The sequence below is a fragment of the Agromyces neolithicus genome (genome assembly GCF_039529735.1).
GTDB lineage: Bacteria > Actinomycetota > Actinomycetes > Actinomycetales > Microbacteriaceae > Agromyces > Agromyces neolithicus.
Map to the genome: position 1 here is coordinate 1 of NZ_BAAANJ010000008.1, position 24,763 is coordinate 24,763.

23 protein-coding genes are annotated in these 24,763 nt (G+C 68.7%); 16 read left to right on the plus strand and 7 right to left on the minus strand.

The features are described 5' to 3' along the window. A partial coding sequence (locus ABD164_RS11595) for an IS256 family transposase (RefSeq protein ID WP_344296301.1) occupies nucleotides 1-831 on the minus strand: 831 nt, incomplete at its 3' end. A 436-nt stretch (nucleotides 832-1,267) separates the two neighbouring features. Between ABD164_RS11595 and pepN (ABD164_RS11600) the strand changes: the two genes are divergently transcribed. From pepN (ABD164_RS11600) to ABD164_RS11640, 9 genes are all read left to right on the plus strand, one after another. After that, the gene (gene pepN / locus ABD164_RS11600; protein ID WP_344296303.1) at nucleotides 1,268-3,832 is read left to right on the plus strand and encodes an aminopeptidase N; all 2,565 of its coding nucleotides are present in this window, start codon (nucleotides 1,268-1,270) and stop codon (nucleotides 3,830-3,832) included. 389 nt (nucleotides 3,833-4,221) lie between these two features. Next, a complete protein-coding gene (locus tag ABD164_RS11605; RefSeq protein ID WP_344296305.1) occupies nucleotides 4,222-5,133 on the plus strand; it encodes an ABC transporter ATP-binding protein in 912 nt (303 codons plus the stop codon). After that, entirely contained in the window at nucleotides 5,130-5,978 is an 849-nt protein-coding gene (locus tag ABD164_RS11610) for an ABC transporter permease (protein WP_344296307.1), read from the plus strand. The genes ABD164_RS11605 and ABD164_RS11610 overlap by 4 nt, the downstream gene beginning before the upstream one ends. Nucleotides 5,979-5,988: 10 nt before the next feature. After that, nucleotides 5,989-7,272, plus strand: a complete 1,284-nt coding sequence (locus ABD164_RS11615; RefSeq protein ID WP_344296308.1) for a sensor histidine kinase — start codon at nucleotides 5,989-5,991, stop codon at nucleotides 7,270-7,272. Further along, the gene (locus tag ABD164_RS11620) at nucleotides 7,269-7,976 is read left to right on the plus strand and encodes a response regulator (RefSeq protein ID WP_344296310.1); all 708 of its coding nucleotides are present in this window, start codon (nucleotides 7,269-7,271) and stop codon (nucleotides 7,974-7,976) included. The genes ABD164_RS11615 and ABD164_RS11620 overlap by 4 nt, the downstream gene beginning before the upstream one ends. Nucleotides 7,977-8,054: 78 nt before the next feature. Then, nucleotides 8,055-10,613: an aminopeptidase N gene (pepN, locus tag ABD164_RS11625; RefSeq protein WP_344296312.1), complete on the plus strand. Its 2,559-nt coding sequence runs from the start codon at nucleotides 8,055-8,057 to the stop codon at nucleotides 10,611-10,613. A gap of 11 nt (nucleotides 10,614-10,624) precedes the next feature. Beyond that, the gene (locus ABD164_RS11630) at nucleotides 10,625-11,743 is read left to right on the plus strand and encodes a mechanosensitive ion channel family protein (protein WP_344296313.1); all 1,119 of its coding nucleotides are present in this window, start codon (nucleotides 10,625-10,627) and stop codon (nucleotides 11,741-11,743) included. Beyond that, entirely contained in the window at nucleotides 11,740-12,219 is a 480-nt protein-coding gene (locus ABD164_RS11635) for a globin (RefSeq protein ID WP_344296314.1), read from the plus strand. Before ABD164_RS11630 ends, ABD164_RS11635 begins: the two co-directional genes overlap by 4 nt. A gap of 67 nt (nucleotides 12,220-12,286) precedes the next feature. Further along, nucleotides 12,287-13,975, plus strand: a complete 1,689-nt coding sequence (locus ABD164_RS11640) for an FAD-binding dehydrogenase (protein ID WP_344296316.1) — start codon at nucleotides 12,287-12,289, stop codon at nucleotides 13,973-13,975. A gap of 90 nt (nucleotides 13,976-14,065) precedes the next feature. On the opposite strand, the gene ABD164_RS11645 is transcribed toward ABD164_RS11640, so the two are convergent. Beyond that, nucleotides 14,066-14,743, minus strand: a complete 678-nt coding sequence (locus ABD164_RS11645) for a DUF8185 domain-containing protein (RefSeq protein WP_344296317.1) — start codon at nucleotides 14,741-14,743, stop codon at nucleotides 14,066-14,068. Between the two features lie 87 nt (nucleotides 14,744-14,830). On the opposite strand from ABD164_RS11645, the gene ABD164_RS11650 reads away from it, so the two are divergent. The 3 genes from ABD164_RS11650 (at nucleotide 14,831) to ABD164_RS11660 (ending at nucleotide 16,880) form a co-directional block, all read left to right on the plus strand. Continuing rightward, entirely contained in the window at nucleotides 14,831-15,712 is an 882-nt protein-coding gene (locus ABD164_RS11650; RefSeq protein WP_344296318.1) for an acyl-CoA thioesterase, read from the plus strand. 161 nt (nucleotides 15,713-15,873) lie between these two features. Further along, nucleotides 15,874-16,359, plus strand: coding sequence for a QcrA and Rieske domain-containing protein (locus ABD164_RS11655; protein ID WP_344296320.1), 486 nt, complete (start codon nucleotides 15,874-15,876; stop codon nucleotides 16,357-16,359). Further along, nucleotides 16,359-16,880, plus strand: coding sequence for a hypothetical protein (locus tag ABD164_RS11660; protein ID WP_344296321.1), 522 nt, complete (start codon nucleotides 16,359-16,361; stop codon nucleotides 16,878-16,880). Before ABD164_RS11655 ends, ABD164_RS11660 begins: the two co-directional genes overlap by 1 nt. A gap of 3 nt (nucleotides 16,881-16,883) precedes the next feature. Here ABD164_RS11660 and ABD164_RS11665 read toward each other — a convergent pair whose 3' ends face one another. From ABD164_RS11665 to ABD164_RS11680, 4 genes are all read right to left on the minus strand, one after another. Further along, on the minus strand, nucleotides 16,884-17,360 hold the full coding sequence (locus ABD164_RS11665; protein WP_344296323.1) for an acyl-CoA thioesterase: 477 nt from the start codon (nucleotides 17,358-17,360) through the stop codon (nucleotides 16,884-16,886). Nucleotides 17,361-17,362: 2 nt separating this feature from the next. Further along, nucleotides 17,363-19,045: an energy-dependent translational throttle protein EttA gene (gene ettA, locus ABD164_RS11670; RefSeq protein ID WP_344296324.1), complete on the minus strand. Its 1,683-nt coding sequence runs from the start codon at nucleotides 19,043-19,045 to the stop codon at nucleotides 17,363-17,365. A 5-nt stretch (nucleotides 19,046-19,050) separates the two neighbouring features. After that, nucleotides 19,051-19,545: a DUF6993 domain-containing protein gene (locus tag ABD164_RS11675; RefSeq protein WP_344296326.1), complete on the minus strand. Its 495-nt coding sequence runs from the start codon at nucleotides 19,543-19,545 to the stop codon at nucleotides 19,051-19,053. A 79-nt stretch (nucleotides 19,546-19,624) separates the two neighbouring features. Beyond that, nucleotides 19,625-20,188 carry a single-stranded DNA-binding protein gene (locus ABD164_RS11680; RefSeq protein WP_344296327.1) on the minus strand — a complete coding sequence of 188 codons (564 nt, stop codon included), beginning with the start codon at nucleotides 20,186-20,188 and terminating at the stop codon, nucleotides 19,625-19,627. A gap of 235 nt (nucleotides 20,189-20,423) precedes the next feature. Here ABD164_RS11680 and ABD164_RS11685 point away from each other — a divergent pair, with 235 nt between their 5' ends. The 3 genes from ABD164_RS11685 (at nucleotide 20,424) to ABD164_RS11695 (ending at nucleotide 22,526) form a co-directional block, all read left to right on the plus strand. Then, nucleotides 20,424-21,431: an aldo/keto reductase gene (locus ABD164_RS11685; RefSeq protein ID WP_344296328.1), complete on the plus strand. Its 1,008-nt coding sequence runs from the start codon at nucleotides 20,424-20,426 to the stop codon at nucleotides 21,429-21,431. Between the two features lie 107 nt (nucleotides 21,432-21,538). After that, nucleotides 21,539-21,790, plus strand: a complete 252-nt coding sequence (locus tag ABD164_RS11690; RefSeq protein ID WP_344296330.1) for a hypothetical protein — start codon at nucleotides 21,539-21,541, stop codon at nucleotides 21,788-21,790. Between the two features lie 82 nt (nucleotides 21,791-21,872). Further along, on the plus strand, nucleotides 21,873-22,526 hold the full coding sequence (locus tag ABD164_RS11695; protein WP_344296332.1) for a hypothetical protein: 654 nt from the start codon (nucleotides 21,873-21,875) through the stop codon (nucleotides 22,524-22,526). Between the two features lie 40 nt (nucleotides 22,527-22,566). On the opposite strand, the gene nadE is transcribed toward ABD164_RS11695, so the two are convergent. Then, nucleotides 22,567-23,388: an ammonia-dependent NAD(+) synthetase gene (gene nadE, locus ABD164_RS11700; RefSeq protein ID WP_344296333.1), complete on the minus strand. Its 822-nt coding sequence runs from the start codon at nucleotides 23,386-23,388 to the stop codon at nucleotides 22,567-22,569. A 131-nt stretch (nucleotides 23,389-23,519) separates the two neighbouring features. Between nadE and ABD164_RS11705 the strand changes: the two genes are divergently transcribed. Further along, nucleotides 23,520-24,740, plus strand: coding sequence for a cation:proton antiporter (locus ABD164_RS11705; RefSeq protein WP_344296334.1), 1,221 nt, complete (start codon nucleotides 23,520-23,522; stop codon nucleotides 24,738-24,740). Nucleotides 24,741-24,763 lie beyond the last annotated feature (23 nt).

Below are 24,763 nucleotides of genomic sequence, written 5' to 3' on the forward strand. Positions count from 1 at the left end.
GACCCCCGCCGACCGAGCGACCCCAACCAGCATCATCGGCATAACCGCGAACACGGCATAACAGCACACGATGATCACGTCCTGCACGCCGCGGTTGCGCAACTCGGTGAGCATATTCATCCACTGCTTCGCGCCCTCCCCACCGGTCGGACCGACCCACGTCCCAAGCACGTCGCGGTGCCCGTCCAGATCGATACCCATCGCCACGTACACCGGCCGGTTCCCGACCGTCCCGGACCGGATCTTCAGCATGATCGCGTCGATCAGGACCACCGGATACACCGGCTCGAGCGGGCAGGCCCGCCATTCCGCCATCTCCTCCACGACCCGGTCGGTCACCGTGGACACCAGATCCCGGGACACCTCGTCGCCGTACATCTCCGCGAGATGGCTTGCGATATCGCCGGTGGTCATGCCCTTCGCGTACAACGAGAGCACGTTCTGATCGAACCCGTCGAGGCGGCGTTGATGCTTCGGCACGATCCGCGGCTCGAACGTGCCCGCCCGATCCCGCGGGACCTGCACGGTGACCTCGCCGATCTCGGTCCGCACCGACTTGGGTGTCGACCCGTTCCGGCTGTTCCCGCTGCCCCGCCCGCTCATCGCGTACCGGTCATACCCGAGATGATCCGACAGCGCGGCCTCCAACGCGGACTGCAGCACCTGCCGAGTCAGGCCCGTCAACAGCCCGTTCGGGCCCGTCAGCTCGATGCCCTGCGATTGCGCCGACGCGACCAGCTGCTCCGCGAGTGTCGACAGGTCGACCTCGGCCTGAACGACCTCACCGGTCTGCGGATTCACCTGCGTGAACCGCTCCAGTTCGCTACTCATGCGCGATTCTCCTCACACCACGACCCCAAATCGCGGCAATCACGCCGAGCCATTTACACAAACTTCCCGACAGACCCGCGCCCGGGCTCGTGATGCCATGCCTCCCGTAAACGGCAGCACCTCGGCCGAACGCGCCGCCCGGCGAGATCTACTTGTCGGCCTTGTCAGCCTTGTCGACACGGCAGGCGACCAGGTGCTCGGCGTCGGTCTGCGCGGCCAACCCGGTACACACCGTTGAGTGTCTCGGCGAGCAACTCCTGCGCGGCCTCCGGACGTTCGGCACCGGGCGTGAGTGCCCGCACCGCCCTCAGGTCGTCCTTCAGAACCATCGGTGACGCCGGGCGATCGAGCACCACTCCATTGACCATCGCCCGGGTCTAGGCTGGGTCACGTTGCCTGCGGCCACGAGCCGCGTCGATATTGCGAAGGAGCGCACGTGCCCGGAGAGAATCTCACCCGAATCGAAGCCGAAGAGCGGGCCGCGCTCGTGACGGTGCACGACTACGACGTCGTGCTCGATGTCACCACCGGACCCGAGGTGTTCAAGACCACCACGACGGTGCGGTTCGCCGCGGCAACGCCGGGTGCGTCGACGTTCATCGACGCGATCACGGCGGCCGTGCACTCGGTCACGTTGAACGGCGTCGAACTCGACCCGGCCGAGGTCAGCGACGGCGTGCGCATCCAGCTGCCGAACCTCGCCGCCGAGAACGAGCTCGTCGTCGTCGCCGACGGTAACTACATGAACACCGGCGAGGGACTGCACCGCTTCGTAGACCCCGTCGATGACGAGGTCTACCTGTACACCCAGTTCGAGGTGCCCGATTCGCGCCGCATGTTCGCGGTGTTCGAGCAGCCCGACCTGAAGGCGACGTTCCGCTTCACGCTCACGGCGCCGTCGCACTGGGAGGTCGTGTCGAACTCCCCCACGCCCGAGCCCGAGCTGCACGCTTCGACCCGTCGTGCCGACGACGTCTCGAAGGCGACCTGGGCGTTCTCGCCGACGCCGCGCATCTCGAGCTACATCACCGCGCTCGTCGCGGGCCCCTACCACGTGGTGCGCGACGAGCTCACGAGCGCCGACGGCCGCACGATCCCGCTCGGCGTCTTCAGCCGCAAGAGCCTCGCCGAGCACCTCGACGCCGACTACATCTTCGAGAAGACGAAGCAGGGCTTCGAGTACTTCGAGGCCAAGTTCGACGTGCCGTACCCGTTCGAGAAGTACGACCAGATGTTCGTGCCCGAGTACAACGCGGGCGCCATGGAGAACGCGGGCGCGGTGACGTTCACCGAGTTCTACGTGTTCCGCTCGAAGGTGACCGATGCCGTGCGCGAGCGCCGCGTCGTCACGATCCTGCACGAGCTCGCGCACATGTGGTTCGGCGACCTCGTCACCATGAAGTGGTGGAACGACCTGTGGCTCAACGAGTCGTTCGCCGAGTGGGCGTCGACGATCGCGACCGCCGAGGCCACCGAGTGGACCGAGGCGTGGACGACATTCAACTCGATGGAGAAGAGCTGGGCCTACCGCCAAGACCAACTGCCCTCGACGCACCCGGTCGTCGCGACCATCAACGACCTCGAAGACGTGCTTGTGAACTTCGACGGCATCACGTACGCCAAGGGCGGGTCGGTGCTCAAGCAGCTCGTCGCGTGGGTGGGCGTCGACGCGTTCTTCGCCGGCGTCTCGGCGTACTTCAAGAAGCACAGCTGGGGCAACACGACGCTCGCCGACCTGCTCGCCGAACTCGAGATCGCCAGCGGCCGCGATCTCTCGGCGTGGTCGGGCCTGTGGCTCGAGACGGCGGGCGTGAACACCCTGCGCCCTGAGATCGAGACGGATGCCTCGGGCACGGTAACCTCCTTCGCGGTGCTGCAGTCGGCCATCGACGAGCACCCCACCATCCGGCCGCATCGCCTCGCCATCGGGTTCTACAACCTCTCGGGCGGCAAGCTCGTGCGCGAGCACCGCGTCGAGCTCGACGTCGACGGCGAGCGCACCGAGGTCGCCGAGCTCGCCGGCCTCGCGCGCCCCGACCTGGTGCTGCTCAACGACGATGACCTCGCCTACGCGAAGATCCGGCTCGACGAGGCCTCGCACGGCGTCGCACTCGCCAATCTTTCGGCGATCGAAGACCCGCTCGCACGGGCGCTCGTGTGGAGCTCGGTGTGGGACGCCACCCGCGACGCCGAGACCCGCGCGACCGACTATCTCGCGCTCGTGCTCGGCAACATTGCGAGTGAGACCGAGTCGACGACGCTGCGCATCGTGCTGGCCAACGCCAACCTCGCCGCCAGCGCCTACACCGCCCCGGAGCGACGGGCCGAGGCGCGCGCCGCACTCGCCGACGGCTACTGGAAGCTGGCGCAGGAGGCGGCGCCGGGCAGTGACGCGCAGTTCCAGTTCGTGATGAACTTCGCCGCGATCGCCGAGGCCGGCTCGCACGTCGACGACCTCGCCGCGCTCTACGACGGGTCGCGCACCCTCGAGGGACTCGAGATCGACACCGACCTCGGCTGGGAGCTGCTGATCGCGCTCGTCGCGGCCGGCCGCGCCGGCGACGCCGAGGTCGACGAGCGCCTCGCGAGCGACAACACCGCGACCGGTCAGCAGTCGGCCGCGCACGCCCGTGCCGCGATCCCGACACCCGAGGGCAAGCAGCGCGCCTGGGCATCGCTCATCGACGTCGACACCGCCACGAACACCGTGGTGCGCGAGACCGCCGAGGGATTCCTGCGCGGCGACACCGCCCTGCTCGAGCCGTTCGTTGGGCCCTACTTCGAGATGCTCGAGCGCATCTGGGAGGAGCGCAGCTACGCGATCGCCGAGAAGCTCGTCGATGGCCTCTACCCGTCGCCGCTCGCGAACCGCGCGCTCGCCGACGCGAGCCGCGCGTGGCTCGACGCGCACCCCGACGTGCCCGCACTTCGCCGACTCGTGATCGAGCGGCTCGCGGGTGTCGACCGCGCGCTCGAGGTGCAGCAGCGCGACGCGCAGTAGGCAGAATCCCGCCGGTCGAGTAGCGAAGCGTCCCGTCGGTCGAGTAGCGACGAAGGAGCGTATCGAGACCCCTCGCGAGGTCTCGATACGGCGCTGGAGCGCCTACTCGACCGGCGGTGGAAGGTCTCGATACGGCGCTGGAGCGCCTACTCGACCGGCGGTGGAAGGTCTCGATACGGCGCTGGAGCGCCTAGCGACCGGCGGTGGAAGGTCTCGATACGGCGCTGGCGCGCCTAGCGACCGGCGGTGGAAGGTCTCGATACGGCGCTGGCGCGCCTAGCGACCGGCGGTTGGGCGGCGGGCGTGGTACCCCGGTACCATCGCCCGCCGCCCCGATACCCTTCCTGAGGCCGATGTGCCCGGGTCGCGGCATCCGTAATTTCGATGTCATGATCACTGCAGAAGGACTTTCCAAGCGCTTCGGCGCGAAGACCGCCGTCGATGACATCTCGTTCACCGTGCGCCCCGGTCAGGTCACCGGCTTCCTCGGACCGAACGGCGCCGGCAAGTCGACGACCATGCGCATGGTCGTCGGCCTCGACCGCCCGAGCGGCGGCAGCGTCACGGTCAACGGCAAGCGGTTCGCGCAACATCATGCACCGCTGCACGAGGTCGGCGCCCTGCTCGACGCGAAGGCGGTGCACACCGGCCGCACCGCCGAGAACCACCTCCTCGCGATGGCCGCCACACACGGCATCGGCCGGCAGCGCGTGCGCGAGGTCATCGAACTCACCGGCCTCGAGTCGGTCGCCCGCAAGCGGGTCGGCGGCTTCTCGCTCGGCATGGGCCAGCGCCTCGGCATCGCCGCGGCCATGCTCGGCGACCCGGCCACACTGCTCTTCGACGAGCCCGTCAACGGGCTCGACCCCGAGGGTGTGCTGTGGGTGCGCCAGTTCGTGCGTCACCTCGCTTCAGAGGGGCGAACCATCTTTCTCTCGTCGCACCTGATGAGCGAGATGGCGATGACGGCCGACCACCTCATCGTGCTCGGCAAGGGTCGAATCATCACGGATGCCCCGGTGTCGGACGTCATCGCGGGTGGCACGCGTTCCCGCGTGCACGTGCGGTCGCCCCACGCGTCGCAGCTGGCCGACCTGCTCGCCCGACCCGATGTCACCGTCATGCGCGCTGAAGCCGGCGTACTCGAAGTGACCGGCCTCGACGCGGCGGGCATCGGCGATCTCGCGGCACAGCATGCCCTCGCAATCCATGAACTCACCCCCAAGACCGCATCGCTCGAGGAGGCCTACATGGCCCTTACCGCCGACGCCGTCGAATACCGTTCGGAGGCAGTCCGATGACCACGATCACCCCTACCGCGACCCACCCTTCGCAGGGCGTTCCCACCATGCGACTCACCTTCGGCGGCGTGCTCCGCTCGGAGTGGATCAAGCTGCGCAGCCTGCGATCGACCGTCTGGTCATACCTCATCGTCATCGCCATCGCCCTCGGCATGGCGCTGCTCATGTCGCTCAGCATGGTGAACGGCATGAGCGGCGGCACGGATATCTCGGGGGCACCCGCCGGCCAGCAGCACGAGCTGGTGATGCAGGCCTCCACGTTCGGTGTCTACTTCGGCCAGCTCGTCGTCGGCGTGCTCGGCGTGCTCGTCATCAGCGGTGAGTACACCACCGGCATGATCCGCTCGACGCTCACGGCGGTGCCGAAGCGGCTGCCCGCCCTCGCCGCGAAGGGCGTCGTGCTGTTCGTCGCGACCTTCGTCGTCGGTGCGATCGCGAACCTCGGCGCGTACATCACCTCGTCGATCGTGTTCGGCACCGACCTCGAGCTGTTCGACCCGAATACGCTCCTCACGCTCGCGGGCGGCGCGCTCTACCTCGCGCTCGTCGCCGTGTTCGCGCTCGGCGTCGGCACGATGCTGCGTTCGAGCGCGGGCGGCATCGCCGCGGTGCTCGGACTGTTGCTGCTGCTACCGACCGTGCTGCAGCTCATTCCGGCCGACTGGGCGCACGACATCATCCCGTACCTGCTCTCGTCGGCGGGCATGACGATGTTCATGGCGATCGGCGCCGATGACGCAGCGATCGTCGGCCCGAACGCATGGCAGAGCCTGCTGGTCGTGCTGGCCTGGGTCGGGGTTGCCCTCGCCGGCGCCGCGGTGCTCCTGAAACGACGCGACGCGTAGAGTCCTGCCTATGACGGAAGCACCGTTCTCCCCCGGCCGCCCGGCTTCGGCGGTCGGGGGAGAACTCCGCCTGCCGAAGCCCCCGGGCGTGATCCGACAGTTCTGGGCGCGGCATCCGCGACTGACCGACTCGCTCATCGCGGGCATCTACGGTGTTCCGACCCTCGTGAGTACGATCGTCATCGCCGTTCAGCACGAGCCCCCGCTCTGGCTGTCGTTGCTGCAGGTGGCGGTGGTGCTTGCGGCCGCTGCGGCAATACTTCTGCTGCGCCGTACCCGCCCATGGCCAGTGCTGACTCTCGGCTGGGTCGCGTGTCTCGTCTCGGCGCCATCGGGCACGCTCGACATCCTCGTGATCCTGATCGCCCTGTACGCATTGGCCGTATACGCCACGTCGCGCGCAGCATGGATCGGCTTCGGCATCTCGGTCGGGGTCGGCGCCGCGGGCTCGAACCTGTCGACGTGGCTGCGCGACGCCCTGATCGTCGAGCCGTTCGATTTCGAACCCCTGGGCTCCTCGATCGCGTTCGCGTTGTTCATGCTCATCGCCACCCTCATCGGCGTGACGGTCGGCAACCGCCGCAGGTACCTCGATGCGCTCATCGCCCGCGCCCACGACCTGGCGAGGGAACGCGACCAGCAGGCCGAGCTCGCCGCGGTGCAGGAGCGCTCGCGCATCGCCCGCGAAATGCACGACATCGTCTCGCACGGCCTGACCGTGATGATCACCCTCGCCGAGGGTTCCGCGGCGACCGCCTCCCGCGATCCCGAACGCGCCGCCGACGCGATGCGCAACGTCGCCGATGCCGGGCGCGACGCGCTCGGCGAGATGCGCCGCATGCTTGGCGTGCTGACCGGGCCGGCTGATGCTGCCGCCGACCGTTCGCCGCAGCCGGATGTCGCAGCCATTCCCGCGCTCGTCGACGGCTTCCGCGAGGCCGGCCTGCCGGTTCGGCTGACGACTTCAGGAGCTCCGATCACCGAGCCGACGGTTCAGCTCACCGTGTACCGCCTCGTGCAGGAGGGGCTCACGAACGCCTTGCGCCACGCCACCGGCGCACATCGGGTCGACGTGCTGGTCGAGCGGCGCGATGACGAGATATCGGTGACGATCGAAGATGATGCGGCGCACGCCGCACCGCAGATGACCGGTGCGGGGCGCGGCCTCGCCGGGCTGCGTGAGCGCGTCGCGCTGTACGGGGGCGCCGTCGACGCCGGGCCACGACCCGGCGGCGGCTGGCGGCTCCACGCCACGCTCAACGGGACATCCGATCGCACCGAAGGAAGCGCATGACCGACGACCGTCCTTTCGCAATTCGCGTCGCGATCGTCGACGACCAGTCGCTCGTGCGCACCGGCTTCCGCATGGTGCTCGAGGCCGAGCCCGATCTCGAGGTCGTCGGCGAGGCCGGCGACGGCGCGGCCGCGATCGACCTGGCACGATCCACGGCGATCGACGTCATGCTCATGGACGTGCGGATGCCCGGGGTCGACGGCATCGCCGCGACCGCCGCCGTGACGGCGGCCGAACGCCCGCCTCGTGTCATCGTGCTGACGACCTTCGACCTCGACGAGTACGCCTTCGCCGCGATCCGAGCAGGTGCGAGCGGCTTTCTGCTGAAGGACGTGCGCCCACACGAGCTCGTCAGTGCGATCCGCACGGTGCACGCCGGCGAGGCGGCGCTCGCGCCGCGCGTCACCCGCCGCATGATCGAGATGTTCGCCGACGAGCTGCCGGTCGCAGGTGCTGACGCTGCGCCCGCGCCGTCGCTGCTCGACGCGCTGACGCCCCGTGAGCGCGAGATCCTCGTCGCCATCGCCGAGGGGCTCAACAACACCGACCTGGCCGCGCGCTTCCACCTGTCGGAGTCGACCGTGAAGACCCATGTCGGCCGCATCCTGCAGAAGCTCGATGCACGCGATCGCGTGCATCTCGTGATCATCGCCTACGAGCACGGGCTCATCCCTCCGGCAGCGGGGGTCTCGATACGGCGCTGAGGCGCCTACTCGACCGGCTGGGAGTCGGCGAGCGTAGGTAGGCTGGCTGGGCACATCGACGCGAAGGGGTCTCATCACATGCCGGCTGCCAATCTCACCCGCAGCGAGGCCGAAGCCCGCGCCGCCGCCATCGAGGTCCGCGATTACGCGATCACGCTCGACCTGACTCGCGGCACCGAGACCTTCTCGAGCGAGACGGTCGTGCGGTTCGGCGCGACCCCGGGCGAGTCGACATTCATCGAGGCGACGACGCGTGAGGTGCACGAGATCGTGCTGAACGGACATCCGCTCGATCTCTCGGCAAGCGACGGTGCGCGAATCCGACTCGACGACCTCGCGGCCGAGAACGAACTCATCGTGCTCGGTACGTTCGCGTACTCGAACACCGGCGAGGGACTGCACCGCTTCGTCGATCCCGTCGACGACGAGGTCTACCTGTACACCGAGTTCGCGGTCGCCGAGGCGAATCGCGTGTTCGCGGTGTTCGACCAGCCCGACCTGAAGGCGTCGTTCCGCTTCACGATCACCGCGCCCGCGCACTGGCAGTTCCTGAGCAATGCGCCAACCCCCGCGCCCGTCGTCGACGGCGAGCATGCCACCTGGGCGTTCGACGCCGGCCCGGTGATGTCGAGCTACATCGTCGCGCTCGTCGCGGGGCCCTACGCCTCGTGGCGCGACACGGCCACGAGCGTCGACGGCCGCGAGGTGCCGCTCGGGCTCTTCACGCGCGCCTCGCTCGCCCGGTACGCCGACCCCGAGGTCATGTTCGAGACGGTGAAGGCCGGCCTCGCCTTCTATGAGCAGGCGTTCGGCGTGCCCTACCCGTTCGGCAAGTATGACCAGATCTTCGTGCCCGAGTACAACTGGGGCGCCATGGAGAACGTCGGCGCGGTCACGTTCAACGAGTCGTACCTGTTCCGTGCGCGCGTCTCCGACGCCCGGCGCGAGCAGCGGGCCATCGTGGTGCTGCACGAGCTCAGCCACATGTGGTTCGGCAACTCGGTGACCATGAAGTGGTGGAACGACCTGTGGCTCAACGAGTCGTTCGCGACGTGGGCGTCAACGCTCGCGACCTCGCAGGTCACCGAGTTCACCGGCGTCTGGGCGACGTTCGCGAGCGACGAGAAGACGCATGCGGCCGAGCAGGACCAGCTGCCGTCGACGCATCCGATCGTCGCCGTCATCGATGACCTCGCCGACGTCGAGGTCAACTTCGACGCAATCACGTACGACAAGGGCGCCTCGGTGCTCAAGCAGCTCGTCGCGTTCGTCGGCCTCAGCGCGTTCCAGCGCGGCGTCGGCGCGTACCTGACCGCACACGCGAGCGGCAACGCGACACTGCGCGACCTGCTCGACGAGCTCGAACGCGCGAGTGGGCGCGAGCTGACCCGCTGGTCGCAGCTGTGGCTCGAGACCGCCGGCGTCAACACACTGCGGGCGGTCGTCGAAACGGATGCCTCGGGCACGATCACCGCCGCACGCGTCGAGCAGTCCGCGGCCGCGCAGCATCCGACCCTGCGCCCCCATCGGCTCGCGCTCGGGTCGTACACCCTCGACGGTTCGACGCTCACCCGCACGCATCGCGTCGAACTCGATATCGACGGACCGAGCACCGACGTCCCAGAACTCGTCGGCCGGCCGCGTCCCGACCTGCTGCTCGTGAACGACGACGACCTGACCTATGCGAAGGTGCGGCTCGACGATCAGTCGTTCGCGATCGCCACCGAGCACCTCGCCGGCATCGCCGACCCGGTCGCCCGTGCGGTCGTGCTCGGGTCGGCGTGGGACGCCGTGCGCGACGCCGAGCTCGCTCCACTCGCGTTCGTGCGGCTCGTGGTCGCCAACATCGGGCGTGAGACGCAGTCGGCCGCGCGCGGTCTCGCCCTCGGTCACCTCGAGACGGTGCTCGATCGCTACCTCGCCGAAGAGCACCGTGCGCAGATCGCCGCAGAAGCGGGCGACGCCGTGTGGGCGCTCGCCGAACTCGCCGACGCCGGCTCAGACACGCAACTGCAGTTCGTGAAGGCGTTCACCCGCATCGCGGCCACGGCCGCGCACGCCGACGTGCTCGGCAGCCTGCTCGACGGGTCGATCAGGCTCCCGGGGCTCGAGGTCGATCTCGACTTGCGGTGGGAGCTCGTCATCGCCCGTGCGACACTCGGCGCGGGCACTGATGAAGAGCTCGCCGACGCCCTGCAGCGCGACGACACCGCCAAGGGACGCCAGCTCGCCGAGACCGCGCGGGCCGCCCGACCCGACCAGGCGTTCAAAGATGCCGCGTGGCAGCGCGTCATGACCGACACCGCGCTTTCGAACGACCTGGCGCGTGCGATCGCCGACGGCTGGCGCCGCACGACCTCGCCCGAGCTGCTCGCCTCGACCACGGTGGAGTACTTCGATCGCCTGCAAGCGGCGTGGTCCGAGCGCGGCTTCACGATGGGGCGCATCATCGCGACGCGGCTGTTCCCGTCGCCGCTCGTCACGCCCGAGCTCGCAGACCTCACCCGCGCGTGGCTTGCCGGCAACACCGAGCCCGCGCCGTTGCACCGGCTCATCGCCGAGCAACTGGCAGAACTCGAGCGCGCGCTGGCTGCTCGGGCGCGCGATGCCAGCGAGCTCTCGGTCGCGGCTCAGTAGACTTTCGCAGCATGTTCAGTTCTGAGGTTCCACCCGAGCCCACACCGGTTCCCAGCCCGGTGAGCGGCGACTTCTGGGCGGGCATCGTCGACTACTGGGTGACCAACTGGGACGACGTGCTCGGCAACCTCATCTCGATCGTCTTCATCATCGCGATCGCCCTGCTCATCCGCTGGGTGCTGCACTTCGTCATCGAGCGCGTCGTCAAGCAGATCGTCACGGGCGTCAAGAAGAAGCAGGACGTCACCGACACGCAGGCGCTGCAGGCGTCGCCGTCGCCGCTCGCGGCGGTGCGTCTCGTGCAGCGCACGCGAACGCTCGGGTCGGTGCTCACGAACATCGTGAACGTGATCCTGTTCATCATCGTCGTGCTGCTCATCGTGAACACGATCAATCCCGACGTGCTCAGCTCGTTCGCACTGCTCACGGCGGCGGTCGGCGCAGGCCTCGGCTTCGGCGCGCAGAACATCGTGAAAGACGTGCTCAACGGCCTCTTCATGGTCGTCGAAGACCAGGTCGGCGTGGGCGACATCGTCGACCTCGGACCGGCCACCGGCATCGTCGAAGCGGTGCAGATCCGCATCACCAAGGTGCGCGACGTGAACGGCACCCTGTGGTTCGTGCGCAACGGTGAGATCCTGCGCGTCGGCAACATGTCGCAGGGTTGGGCGCGTGTCATCCTCGACCTCGCGATTCCGTACGACGTCGATGTCGAGGCCGTCGAGGCCGAGCTGCTGCGCACCGCCACCGAGATGTCGCAGACCGGCAAGTGGCGCTCACGCATCCTCGAGAAGCCCGAGGTGTGGGGTCTCGAGTCCATCACCGACGAGGCACTCGTCATCCGCGTCGTGATGAAGGTGCGCTCGTCGGCGAAAGACGACGTCGCCCGCGAACTGCGCATGCGGCTCAAGCGCGCCACCGACGCCATGGAGGTCAGGCTCCCGAACCTGTCGAGCGTCGTGCTCACCGGCTTCGACGGGGCGACCCGCGTGCGGGGTGCGAAGCCGCCGCGCACGGCGCCGAGTGCCATCGTCGAGGGCGCGCCGCCCGCCAAGGCACGCCCCGCCCGCGCGCCGCGAGCGCCCCGAACGCCGAAACCCCCGAAACCGCCGACCGGAGACCCATCATGACCGAACAACTGCAGCCCGGGGCATCCGCGGCGCAGTCCCCCACGAAGGTACCGGCGGCGAACGTGCCGCTGCGTGGCAGCGAGCACGGCGAAGCACTCGGCGCCTCGTTCTACGAGACCGTCGGCGGCCGGCCGACGTTCGAGCGGCTCGTCGCCGAGTTCTACCGCGGCGTCGCCGACGATCCGGTGCTGCGGCCGATGTACCCCGAAGAAGACCTCGGGCCGGCCGCCGAGCGGCTCACGATGTTCCTGGTGCAGTACTGGGGTGGTCCAGGAACCTACAGCGAACAGCGCGGTCACCCGCGGCTGCGGCTGCGGCACCAGCCGTTCAAGGTCAACCCAGAGGCCCGCGACCGCTGGCTCGCGCACATGCGCACGGCCGTCGACTCGATCGAGCTGCCGCCCCTCGCCGAGGCGACCCTGTGGGACTATCTGCAGCGGGCCGCCCTCGCGATGGTCAACACGTTCGACGACTGACGACCCGACTGCGTCGCGGGCGCCCCGGCCCGCGACGCACCTCACCACCCGAGACGAAGGAGTCCACGTGGCAACAACCCCCGCCCCCGCCGACCGCACCCCGGCCGCGGCGCCCGAACCCGACGCGATCATCGTCGGCGCCGGCCTCTCGGGCCTTGTTGCGGCTGCAGAACTCGTCGACGCGGGCAAGCGCATCGTCATCGTCGAGCAGGAGCCCGCGGCGAGCCTCGGCGGACAGGCGCACTGGTCGTTCGGCGGGCTGTTCCTCATCGACTCCCCCGAGCAGCGACGCATGGGCGTGAAGGACTCGCTCGATCTCGCGAAGCAGGACTGGGACGGCACCGCGGCCTTCGACCGCGATGAAGACGAGTGGGGCCGCCGCTGGGCCGAGGCCTACCTCGAGTTCGCCGCCGGCGAGAAGCGTGCGTGGCTGCACGACAAGGGCGTGCGCTTCTTCCCCGTGGTCGGCTGGGCCGAGCGTGGCGGCTACAACGCGATCGGTCACGGAAACTCCGTGCCGCGATTCCACATCACGTGGGGCACGGGCCCGGGGGTGCTCGCCCCGTTCATCGCACGTGTGAAGGCGGGCGAGGCGGCCGGGCTCGTCGAGTTCCGGCACCGGCACCGCGTCGACGAACTGGTCGTCGAATCGGGTGCCGTCGTCGGTGTGCGCGGTGCGGTGCTCGCAGCCGATGCCGCGGGGCGGGGCGAGCCCTCGAACCGTGAGGTCGTCGGCGATTTCGACCTGCGTGCCGGCGCCATCGTCGTCGCTTCTGGAGGCATCGGCGGCAACCACGAACTGGTACGCAGGTTCTGGCCCGAGCACATGGGCGCCGCACCCGCCTCGATGCTGTCGGGAGTACCCGCCCACGTCGACGGGCGCATGCTGCCCATCAGTGAGCAGGCCGGTGCGCGCCTCGTGAACGGCGACCGCATGTGGCACTACACCGAGGGCATCACCAACTGGCAGCCGGTCTGGCCGATGCACGGCATCCGCATCCTTCCGGGCCCGTCCTCGCTGTGGTTCGACGCCGAGGGCAAGCGCCTCCCCGTGCCGCTGTTTCCCGGGTTCGACACGCTCGGCACGCTCGAGCACATCGTGTCGACCGGCCACGACCATTCGTGGTTCGTGCTCACCCAGAAGATCATCGAGAAGGAGTTCGCGCTCTCGGGCAGCGAGCAGAACCCCGACCTCACCGGCAAAGACCTGAGGCTGCTCGCCCAGCGCATCGGCTCTGGGGCGCCGGCACCGGTCGAGGCGTTCAAGCAGCACGGGGTCGACTTCGTCGTCGCCGACACCCTCGATGAACTGCTCGACGGCATGCGGGCGCTCTCGCCCGACGTCGAGATCGATGCCGAGAACATCACGCGCGAGGTCGTCGCCCGTGATCGCGAGGTCGACAATGAGTTCTCGAAAGACCTGCAGCTCACGGCGGTGCGCGGTGCGCGCAAGTACCGCGGCGACAAGCTCATCCGCGTCGCGACGCCGCACAAGATCCTCGACCCCGCCGCGGGTCCGCTCATCGCCGTGAAGCTGCACATCCTCACCCGCAAGAGCCTCGGCGGCATCCAGACCGACCTCGACTCACGCGCGCTCGGCGCCGACGGCACGCCTGTGCCGGGGCTGTACGCCGTGGGCGAGGCCGCCGGCTTCGGCGGCGGTGGTGTGCACGGTTATCGCGCGCTCGAGGGCACGTTCCTCGGCGGATGCCTCTTCACGGGCCGAGCCGCCGGACGCGCCGTCGCCCGGGGCTGATCGCCGGTCGAGTAGCGACGAAGGAGCGTATCGAGACCAGTGGGAGGTCTCGATACGGGGCTGGCGCGCCTTCTCGACCGGTGCCTGCGGCTACGCCTTCAGCGTCCAGGGCTTGCGTCGCACGAGCACATGGCCGCGACGCGACGTGAGCCGCGTCCACGGGCCGGTCTCGAACAACCGCACCGGGTCGTCGCCGAGAAAGCCGAGGCTGAACGCGGCGAACGCGGCACCGGCGGGAACGTACTCGAGCCCGTCGACACCTCGACCCCACACCTCGGAGCGCACCCGCTGCACGAGTTGTTCGCCCGTGCCATCGGGAATCGCGGCGGCGACCTCGTCGATGCCCGCACGTGCAGCGGCCTCGAGCGTCGCGGCATCGGTCTCACCGAGCGCTCGCCAGCCGCCTCGCGGCGGAGAGATCCCTGCCCACGTCACGGTGCTCACCTCGGGTGGGCGCGACATGCTCACGACGCGCGATTCGTCGTCGCCCACCTCGGAACGGGCGCGCACGATTCGTTCGACGAGCGAACGCATCGGCACGACCGAGTCGAACTCGGCATCGTCGGCGAGCGCGAAGGTGCGCAGGCCGAGCACGGTCGGGCTTTCGTCGAGGATGCCGCGCGGATAGAGGATCGCCGTGTAGACGGCGAGGATGCCCGAACCGGCCACGAGACGCACCGACCCGTCTTCGACGCGGCCGGCCCGTTGCAGGTAGGTGTGAAGGTCGCCGAGCGACAGGCTGTCGGCGAGCGTGAGTTGTTGAGCCATCTGCTGTCTAAACTACCAAGGACGCGCCGACGCCCCGACCGCAATGAGAGACGACGGGCAACGGTCGCGCACCGACACGGAGGAACGATGAACGGTCCCATCGACGGCCTGCTGAGCACGTTGAACCTCACCGACACCGGCGCGCGCACACGCGAAGACATCTTCACCGGGCCCTCGCAGTGGATGCCGCTCGGACGCGTGTTCGGCGGGCAGGTGCTCGCGCAGTCGCTCGTCGCGGCGATGCACACCGTGCCGACCGACCGCGCCATCCACTCGATGCACGGCTACTTCCTTCGACCAGGCGATGTGCAGCATCCGATCACCTTCTCGGTCGACCGCCTGCACGATGGCCGCTCGTTCACCACCCGCCGCACCCAGGCCTACCAGAACGGTGAGCCGATCCTCTCGCTCATCGCGTCGTTCCAGACCCACGACGAGGGTGTCGAGCACCAGGTCGACATGCCCGGCGACCTGCCCGACCCCGAGAGCCTGCCCTCGACTGCCGACGTGCTCGGCGAGTTCGATCACGACGTCGCCAGGTACTGGTCGAGCCAACGCGCCTTCGACGTGCGGCACATCCCCTCGCCCATCTACCTCACGGTCGACGGCGAACGCGTGCCCCGGCAGGCCGTGTGGATGCGGGCCTTCGGTCGCCTGCCCGACGACCCCAACCAGCACCGCGCGGCGCTCGCCTACGCGACCGACTACTCGATCCTCGAACCGGTGCTGCGCGCCCACGGCATCGCCTGGTCGTCGCCCGGCCTGAAGGTGGCCAGTCTCGACCACGCGATGTGGTGGCACCGCGACACCCGGGTCGACGAGTGGTTGCTCTTCGCGCAGGAGTCGCCGTCGGCGGGCGGCGGGCGTGGTCTCACGCTCGGCCGCATCTACACGCAGGCCGGCGTGCTCGTCGCCAGCGTCGCTCAAGAGGGCATGGTGCGGGTTCCGCTGGGTAAGGCGATCGACTGAACCGAACACGAGCCGATCTCGTTCTAAGGAATACGGTGCCTGATCCGAATCCATTCGGCTGAATGAAATTCCGTGAGGCTACCGCGCCCCTACCGCCGGTTCACCGAGAATGGGGCCAGAACGCGCGCACGGCGCGGCTCGCGACCGAAGGAGGCCTCTCGATGACGGATCCCACCGAACTCACGCGGCGTACCATGCTCACGTTCGGCTCACTCGGCGCATTCGGCGGCGCGCTTGTGCTCGCCGGCTGCGCCGCGGATGTCTCGCCCGATGGCGACTCCGAAGCGCCGACGCCCGACGTGACCGACGATCCCCCCGCCGAGCCGAGCGGCGCACCCGATGCTCCCGCCGTCGGCGATGACATCGCAGCGCTCGCCGACGTCCCCGTGGGCGGAAGCATCGATGCCACGATCAACGGCGAAGCTGCCCTCATCTCGCAGCCCACCGCGGGACAGGTGGTCGCGTTCAGCGCGATCTGCACGCACCAGCAGTGCGTGGTTGCGGCAGCCGGCACGGAGTTCCACTGTCCCTGCCATGGCTCGATGTACGACGCCGCGACGGGCGAGGTCATCCAGGGTCCCGCGCTCGAGCCATTGAGCGAGATCGCCGTCGCCGTATCGGGCGACCGTATCGTGGCGGCCTCCTAATGGACTACGAAGTCGCCGGCCTACCCGCCCACGTGCTGCTCGTGCACGCCGTGATCGTGCTCACGCCGCTTCTCGGCCTGCTGCTCGTCGTCATCGCGGTGTGGCCCGCCGCACGGCGCGTGCTGTGGCTGCCCGCACTCATCGGTGCGGCGGTGCTGCTGCCGCTCGGGCTCCTCACCATCGAGGCGGGCAAGTGGCTCGAAGTACGCGTACCCCCGGCACCGCTCATCCAGCAGCACACTGCGATGGGCGAGGACATCGTTCCCTGGCTCATCGCACTGCTCGTGCTCGCAGCGGTGATCGCCGTCTGGGCGATCGTCGAGCGAGCTGCGAAACGTCGAGCCGCCGCGACCGACGGCCGCGGGTTGACGCGCGGCGTGCGCATCGTCGTCGGGGTCGTGCTGACGCTCGCCGCGCTGGTGATCACCGTCGGATCGACGTGGACGATCGTGCGGATCGGCGAGGCCGGTAGCAGAGCCGTCTGGGAAGGGTCGTTCAGCGACGTGCCGCTCGACCGCTGACGCTCAGCGGCGGCGGAACGTGACCGCCTCTTCGAGGTACGGCTCCCATGCGGCGCGTTCGGAGTCGCTGATGCGTCGCGGACGCTCGGTCGCGGCATCAACGACGACGATCGTCGTGACCGCGCGCGTGTACAGCACGCGCGGTGCGACGTCGGCCGGTGAGAACACCTCGTAGCAGACGTCGAGACTCGCACCACCCATGTGCCCGATCCACAGCTCGACGTCGAGCGGCTGGCGTTGGTACGGGATCGGAGCGAGGTACTCGACTTCTTGGCGGGCGATGAGCGTGATGGTGTTCGCGCCGGGGCTCGCGTCGAGCACCGCCGTTGACGCGCCCACGGCGTGCTCTGACGTGTCGTCGCTGACCCAGAACGCCTGGATGCGCGCCTCTTCGAGCAGGCTGAGCATGCGGGCGTTGTTCACATGTCCGTAGGCATCGAGGTCGCTCCAGCGAAGCGGCGTCGGCACGTGCAGGCGCATGGCTAGTCTCTCGTGAGCTTGCGGTAGGCCGAACGATGCGGCTTCGCCGCCTCGGGCCCGAGACGCTCGATCTTGTTCGCCTCGTAGGACTCGAAGTTGCCCTCGAACCAGTGCCAGTACGACGGGTTCTCGTCGGTGCCCTCGTAAGCGAGGATGTGCGTCGCGATGCGGTCGAGGAACCAGCGATCGTGCGTGATGACCACCGCGCAGCCGGGGAACTCGAGTAGCGCGTTCTCGAGGCTCGACAGCGTCTCGACATCGAGGTCGTTGGTGGGCTCGTCGAGCAGCAGCAGGTTGCCGCCCTGTTTGAGCGTGAGCGCGAGGTTCAGGCGGTTGCGCTCGCCACCCGAAAGCACTCCGGCCGGCTTCTGCTGGTCGGGGCCCTTGAACCCGAATGTCGAGACGTAGGCGCGGCTGGGCACCTCGGTCTTGCCGACCTGAATGTAGTCGAGCCCGTCGGAGACGACCTCCCAGAGGGTCTTCTTCGGGTCGATGCCGCCGCGGGACTGGTCGACGTAGGAGATCTCGACGGTCTCGCCGACCTTGACCTCGCCGCCGTCGATGGGTTCGAGGCCGACGATGGACTTGAACAGCGTGGTCTTGCCGACGCCGTTGGGGCCGATGATGCCGACGATGCCGTTGCGGGGCAGCGAGAAGCTGAGGCCCTCGATGAGGGTGCGGTCGCCGAAGCCCTTCTTCAGGCTCTTCACCTCGAGCACGATGTCGCCGAGTCGAGGGCCCGGCGGGATCTGGATCTCTTCGAAGTCGAGCTTTCTCGTGCGCTCGGCCTCGGCTGCCATCTCTTCATAGCGCGCAAGGCGCGCCTTCGACTTCGCCTGACGACCCTTGGCGTTCGAGCGCACCCAGTCGAGTTCGCTGGCGAGTCGCTTGGCGAGCTTGGCGTCTTTCTTGCCCTGCACGGTGAGTCGCTCTTGCTTCTTCTCGAGGTAGGTCGAGTAGTTGCCCTCGTAGGGGTACAGGCGCCCACGGTCGACCTCGCAGATCCACTCGGCGACGTGGTCGAGGAAGTAACGGTCGTGGGTCACGGCGAGCACAGCGCCGGGGTACTTCGCGAGGTGCTGCTCGAGCCAGAGCACGCTCTCGGCGTCGAGGTGGTTCGTGGGCTCGTCGAGCAGCAGCAGGTCGGGCTTTTGCAGGAGGAGCTTGCAGAGTGCGACACGGCGCTTCTCACCACCAGAGAGCACCGAGACCCGCTCATCGCCGGGCGGGCAGCGCAGGGCGTCCATCGCCTGGTCGAGCTGCGAGTCGAGGTCCCACGCGTCGGCGGCGTCGATGGCCTCTTGGAGGGTGCCCATCTCGGCGAGCAGCGCGTCGAAGTCGGCATCGGGCTCGGCCATCGCGTGCGAGATCTCGTTGAATCGGTCGAGCTTGGCCTTGATGGGGCCGACGCCCTCTTGCACGTTCTCGAGCACCGTCTTGGTCTCGTCGAGCACGGGCTCCTGCATCAGGATGCCGACCGAGTAGCCGGGCGTGAGCTTCGCCTCGCCGTTGGACGGTTGGTCGAGCCCGGCCATGATCTTCAGGATCGTCGACTTGCCGGCGCCGTTCGGGCCGAGGACGCCGATCTTCGCGCCGGGCAGGAACGCCATCGTCACGTCATCGAGGATGACCTTGTCACCGACCGCCTTGCGGGCGCGAACCATCGAGTAAATGTAGTCAGCCATATCGCCTACCAGTCTATGGGTCGCGTCTGACCCACGAGACAGCCGCCGATGCCGAGGGCAGGCCGCACCGCGCCGTGGTACCCGCCCGACTCGGGCCCGTACTGGCCGACGAGGCAGTCGTCGCCGAGCCGGACCGAGAACAGCACCGAGCCCGCCTGCAGGTCGACGGTCGTGCGGTCGGCGGTGACCTGCATCACCGAACGCTCGAATCCGACTGCAGTGAGGGCGTCGATGAAGTCGCGCCCGCCCGCCGACTCGTTCGCGGCGATGACCGAACGGTTCACCGAGTCGAAGAACGCGCGGTTCTCGGCTGCTGGGAGGTCGGGTTGCAGTCGGGGCACTGTGGTCGCCTCGGGGGTGTCGGATACCGCCGGGGCGGAGACGGATGGCGCCGGCGACGGCGACGGTGGTTGCGGAATCCGCGAGCAGCCTGCGAACCCGAAGATCACGACGATTGCGGTCAGTGCGACCGATGTCGCCGTTCCGATCGGTTGTGCCACCGTTCTCCTCAGCTGTCGTGCCGGCCACCCGAGCCGAGTCTATGGAGTCGTGACGACTCGGGTGGCCGGGTCGCGCCGATCAGTCGGCGGCTCCGGCGGTGGCGAACACCTCACCGGTGCGCTCATCGGCATCGTCGTAGGCCGTGAACGCGTGGTCGGGATCCGACCCTCCGAGGTCGGACACGCCCCAGCCGGCCGCGTCGTCAGGCGCACCGAAGCCGATCGACGACCCGTCTGCCGCAACCTCGGTCTCGGCGGCGTCCGCCTCGGTTCCCGCAGCGCGCGGCTTCTCGAGCCGTCCGTACGTCGTGACGCACCACGAGAGGTCGTGACCGATCGTGTCGGCCTCGATCTCGACGTTCGTTCCGGCCTTGGTGCCGTTGTTCCACTCGCGCTGACGCAGCCGACCTCGGACGACGAGGCGCTCGCCCTTGCGCACCGAGAGGCTGGTGTTGACGGCGAGCTGCCGGAACGCCGAAACGGTGTACCAGTTGGTCTCGCCGTCCTCCCAGGCGCCCTTGGTGCGGTCGAAGTACCGGTGTCGCGAGGCGAACCGGAACGAGGTGATCGCGAGCCCCTGGTTGGTGACGTGGTGTCGCGGGTCGCTGCCCACGATGCCGGTCAGTGTGATGGTGTCGGTCATAGTGCACTCCTCGGTCGGGCGCCGCCGCGGATCGACGGCTCGCGGTCCCGGGGCGACCTCGTGCCGGACGACGCCCCGGAACCGCGTGACTCGAGCCTCGGGCCCGCGGCGGGACATCCGACGACCCTTCGGCACACCGGTGGAGAACCGTGCACGCGGCGGCGCTGTCGAGGAGGAGTGGATGCCGTCGAGGACTGGCGGGAACACGGCCTCCGGTGGCCATAGAGTTGGCCGAATGAGCTTCGTCGCAGACCCTGAACGTTACGACCGCATGCTGTACAACCGGGTCGGCCGCAGCGGCCTGAAACTCCCCGCGCTGTCGCTGGGACTGTGGCACAACTTCGGTCACGACCGGGCCTACGACACGCAGCGCGCGATCGTGCGGCGTGCCTTCGACCTCGGCATCACGCACTTCGACCTCGCGAACAACTACGGCCCTCCCGTCGGCAGCGCCGAGGAGAACTTCGGTCGCATGCTCGCAACCGACTTCGCGCCCTATCGCGATGAGCTCGTCGTCTCATCGAAGGCCGGTTACGACATGTGGCCGGGCCCGTACGGCGAGTGGGGCTCGCGCAAGTACCTGCTCGCGTCGCTCGACCAGAGCCTGCGGCGTCTCGGCCTCGACTATGTCGACATCTTCTATTCGCACCGGCCCGACCCCGAGACGCCGATCGAAGAGACGATGGGCGCGCTCGCGACCGCGGTGCGCCAGGGCAAGGCGCTGTACGTGGGAATCTCGAACTACGGCCCCGATGAGACCCGTACGGCCGCCGCGGCGCTCGAAGCCGAGGGTGTTCCGCTGCTCATCCACCAGCCGCGCTACTCGATGTTCGATCGGCACATCGAAGCCGGTCTCTTCCCGGCTCTCGACGAAGTCGGCGCTGCCAGCATCGTGTTCTCCCCGCTCGCACAGGGGCTGCTGACCGATCGATACCTGTCAGGGGAGGTCCCGGCCGGGTCGCGAGCCGCGACGAGCCGGTTCCTCTCCCCCGACCGCATCAGTGCCGAGTACCTCGACCGCGCCCGCGCGCTCTCGGCGATCGCGACCGAGCGCGGGCAGTCGCTCGCGCAGCTCGCGCTCTCGTGGGTGCTCAGGCAGACGCTCGTCGCGAGCGCGCTCATCGGCGCGTCGAGTGTGGCCCAGCTCGAGCAGAACGTCGCCGCGCTCGATGCGGCACCGCTCACCCAGGCCGAGATCGATCGCATCGAACCGTTCGCCGCGCACGGCACCGCGCTCGGCTGAGTTCGCCTCGCCTCGCCGCTCGCCGCCCATCGAATCGGCGGATGTCGGTGGGTCTGCGTATCGTCGCAGACACACCGCAGGGCCGGCTGCACGATGAGAGGAGCGAAATGAGCACCGCCGTACTCGCACGAAGCCGCGAACCCTTCCCCGTCGTCGTACCCGGTATCACGATCTCGGCTGCCGCGCCCGACCTGTGGCGGGTCACGCGTTCGAACGGCGCGGTCATCGGTCACATCGAGCGCAGGGGCCACGACGACAGTGCGCGATTCCAGGCGCGACGCATGCTGCAGGGCGGCATGCGATCGATCGATCTGGGCGAGTTCTGGTCGCCACGGGCGGCGGCTGAGCTCTTCCGGTGAAGCCCGTCGCGTGCGGTCGCGAGTTCTTGGCGCGCCGCAGGCGGGTCGCGTCGGCGCCACGCCGTCGCGGTAGCCTGCGGCCATGCAGTGGTGGAATGACTTCATCTCGTGGATCACATCGAGCGACGCCCAGACGGCCGTCTTCACGGCTGCCGTGCTCTTCGTCGCCGTGCTCGCTGCCGGTTTGCTCGCCGCCGTGATCTCGACGGGCGCGATCAAGCGGGTCATCGCACAGCGCGACCGCGAGGCGAAGACCGCGGCCATCGCCGCGCTCGTCGACGCGGCGACCGAAGCGTCGGTGTGGAACTCGCTCACTCCGCAAGAGCAGGTGCTCGCCGACCGCGTCGTCGGTCAGGCCGACATCCAGGTGCGGCTGCTGCCGATCCGCGGTTCCGACATTGCGGCGAACTGGGCGGCACACCAGCTGCACGAGCTCAAGCGAGCCTCCGCGACGTTCGGGTACCAGCTCGACCCCGCGGTCGTAGAGTTCCGTGACCGACTGCTCGAATGGCAGCGCCACCCGGCGCGCACGCGCAAGCAATTCCAGAACGACCTCGATCGCTGGCGCACGCAGCGGGTCGAACAGCCCGAACTCGAGACCGTCGAGCAACAAGATGCATGGGTCGCCGCCCAGCACCACGAGCGCTACACCGAGACCGTCGCCGTCGACGACGCCACTGCAGACGCCGCGACCGGACCGACCCCGACGGTGGCCACCGACCTCCCCAGCCGCTGAGGCTCGTCAGTCGCCGACGCGGGTCAGTCGCTGACGCGGGTCACCGCCACCACTCGTCGAACATCGACACCGGCACGGTGCGCTTGTGGCGCGTCTGCAGGAACCGCGCCTCGATCTTCTCGGCGATCTCGGCGTCGATGTCCTCACCCTCGAGGAACGCATCGATATCGCGATAGCGCAGCCCGAGGTTCGCCTCGTCGGACTGACCCGGGATCCCGTCGAGCAGGTCGGCGGTCGGAACCTTCGTAGAGAGCCGCTCGGGCGCTCCGAGGTATTCGAGCAGCGCCCGCCCCTGCCGTTTGGTGAGGCCCGTCAAGGGCAGGATGTCGGCTCCCCCGTCGCCGAACTTCGTGAAGAATCCCGTGACCGCCTCGGCGGCGTGGTCGGTGCCCACCACGAGCAGTCCGCCTTCGCCCGCGAGGGCGTACTGGGCGATCATTCGCGTGCGCGCCTTCACGTTTCCCTTGCCGAAGTCACTGATCGGCAGGCCCGTCGCCTCGGCGAAGTCCGCCGACAGGCCGTCGACGCCGCCGCGGATGTTGAAGACGACGGTCTCCTGCGGGTCGATGAAGTCGAGTGCCAGCTGCGCGTCATCCTCGTCACGCTGCATGCCATACGGAAGCCGCACCGCGATGAATCTCGCAGCGCCTCCCTCGGCGACGACCTCTTCGACCGCGAGGCGGCACAGACGCCCGGCGAGTGTGGAGTCCTGTCCGCCGCTGATGCCCAGCACGAGGCCCTTGGCCCCCGTTGTGCGCAGGTACCCCTTCAGAAAGTCGATACGGGCACGCACCTGCTCGGCAGGGTCGATGGCAGGGGTGACATTGAGTTCGGCGATGATCCGGGCCTGCATGTCTCGCATGCCCCGACGATACCGTCGGCGTGTTTCGAGCAGGAAACAGGACGCGGACATCGACACCGACCCGAGCGGCTGAGATCCGCTCCCAGTAGCATCGCGACTGGGGGTTCGGCCGCGCACCGAGGGGAGGGGCCATGGAAGTCTCGGTCAGCACCATGCTGTTCGTGCCCGCGATCGCCGCGGCCGCGCCGCTGCTCGTACGCGGCATCGGGCGCTGGCTGGCGATTCCGCTCGTCGTGTTCGAGATCCTGCTCGGGCTGGCGCTCGGGCCGTCGGGTCTCGGCTTGGTGGTACCCGACGCATTCCTCGACCTCCTGTCGGAGTTCGGCCTGGCGATGCTGTTCTTCCTCGCCGGCAACGAGATCGACTTCCGCAAGATCCGCGGCCGGCCACTGACCCGCGCCGCGATGGGATGGATCATCTCCCTCGCGGCGGGCCTCGGCATCGCTGTCATCTTCGCGGTCGATCTGCCCGCTGCGGCGTTCATCGGAATCTCGCTCACGTCGACCGCGCTCGGCACGATCCTGCCCGTGCTTCGCGACTCGGGCGACCTCGGCACGCCGTTCGGTATCGCGGTGATCGCCTTGGGTGCGGTCGGAGAGTTCGGACCGCTGCTGGCGATCTCGTTGTTCCTGAGCGGCCGCTCACCGCTCGTCGCGGCACTCGTGCTGCTGCTCTTCGCGGTCATCGCCGGCGCCGCCATCTGGTTCGCGGCGAAAGGGCTCGGCGAACGCCTGCACCACGCGATCACGGCGAGTCTCCACACAAGCGGGCAGTTCGCGGTTCGCCTCGTACTGTTCGTGCTGCTCGCACTCGTCGCGCTCAGCATGGTGCTCGACCTCGACATGCTCCTGGGCGCATTCACCGCGGGCGTGATCTATCGGCTCCTGATCGCGGGTGCGCCGAAAGCCGACGCCGAAGCGGTCGAATCGAAGCTCGAGGCTGTCGGGTACGGGTTCCTCGTTCCCGTGTTCTTCATCAACACCGGCGTGGAGTTCGACCTCGCCGCCCTGTTCGCCGACGGACGCACGATGGCGATGCTGCCGTTGTTCCTGGTGCTGATGCTCGTCGTGCGCGGCATACCGTCGCTGCTCGCCGCGGTACCCGGCGCAAGCCGGCGCGATCGCATCGCGACCGCGCTCTTCGGAGCGACCGGCCTGCCGATCATCGTCGCAGTCACGGCGATCGGTGTGGATCGCAACGAACTCGACACCGGTACGGCTGCGGCGCTCGTCGGTGCGGGAATGCTCTCGGTGCTGCTGTTCCCGCTCATCGCGCTCGCCATCCGCGTCACCCGGAGACGATCGCGTCGACGCACGATGACCGATGACGTCGGCCTTCCCACCGAAGGCTGAGCGTCGACCGGCACAGCGCAGGC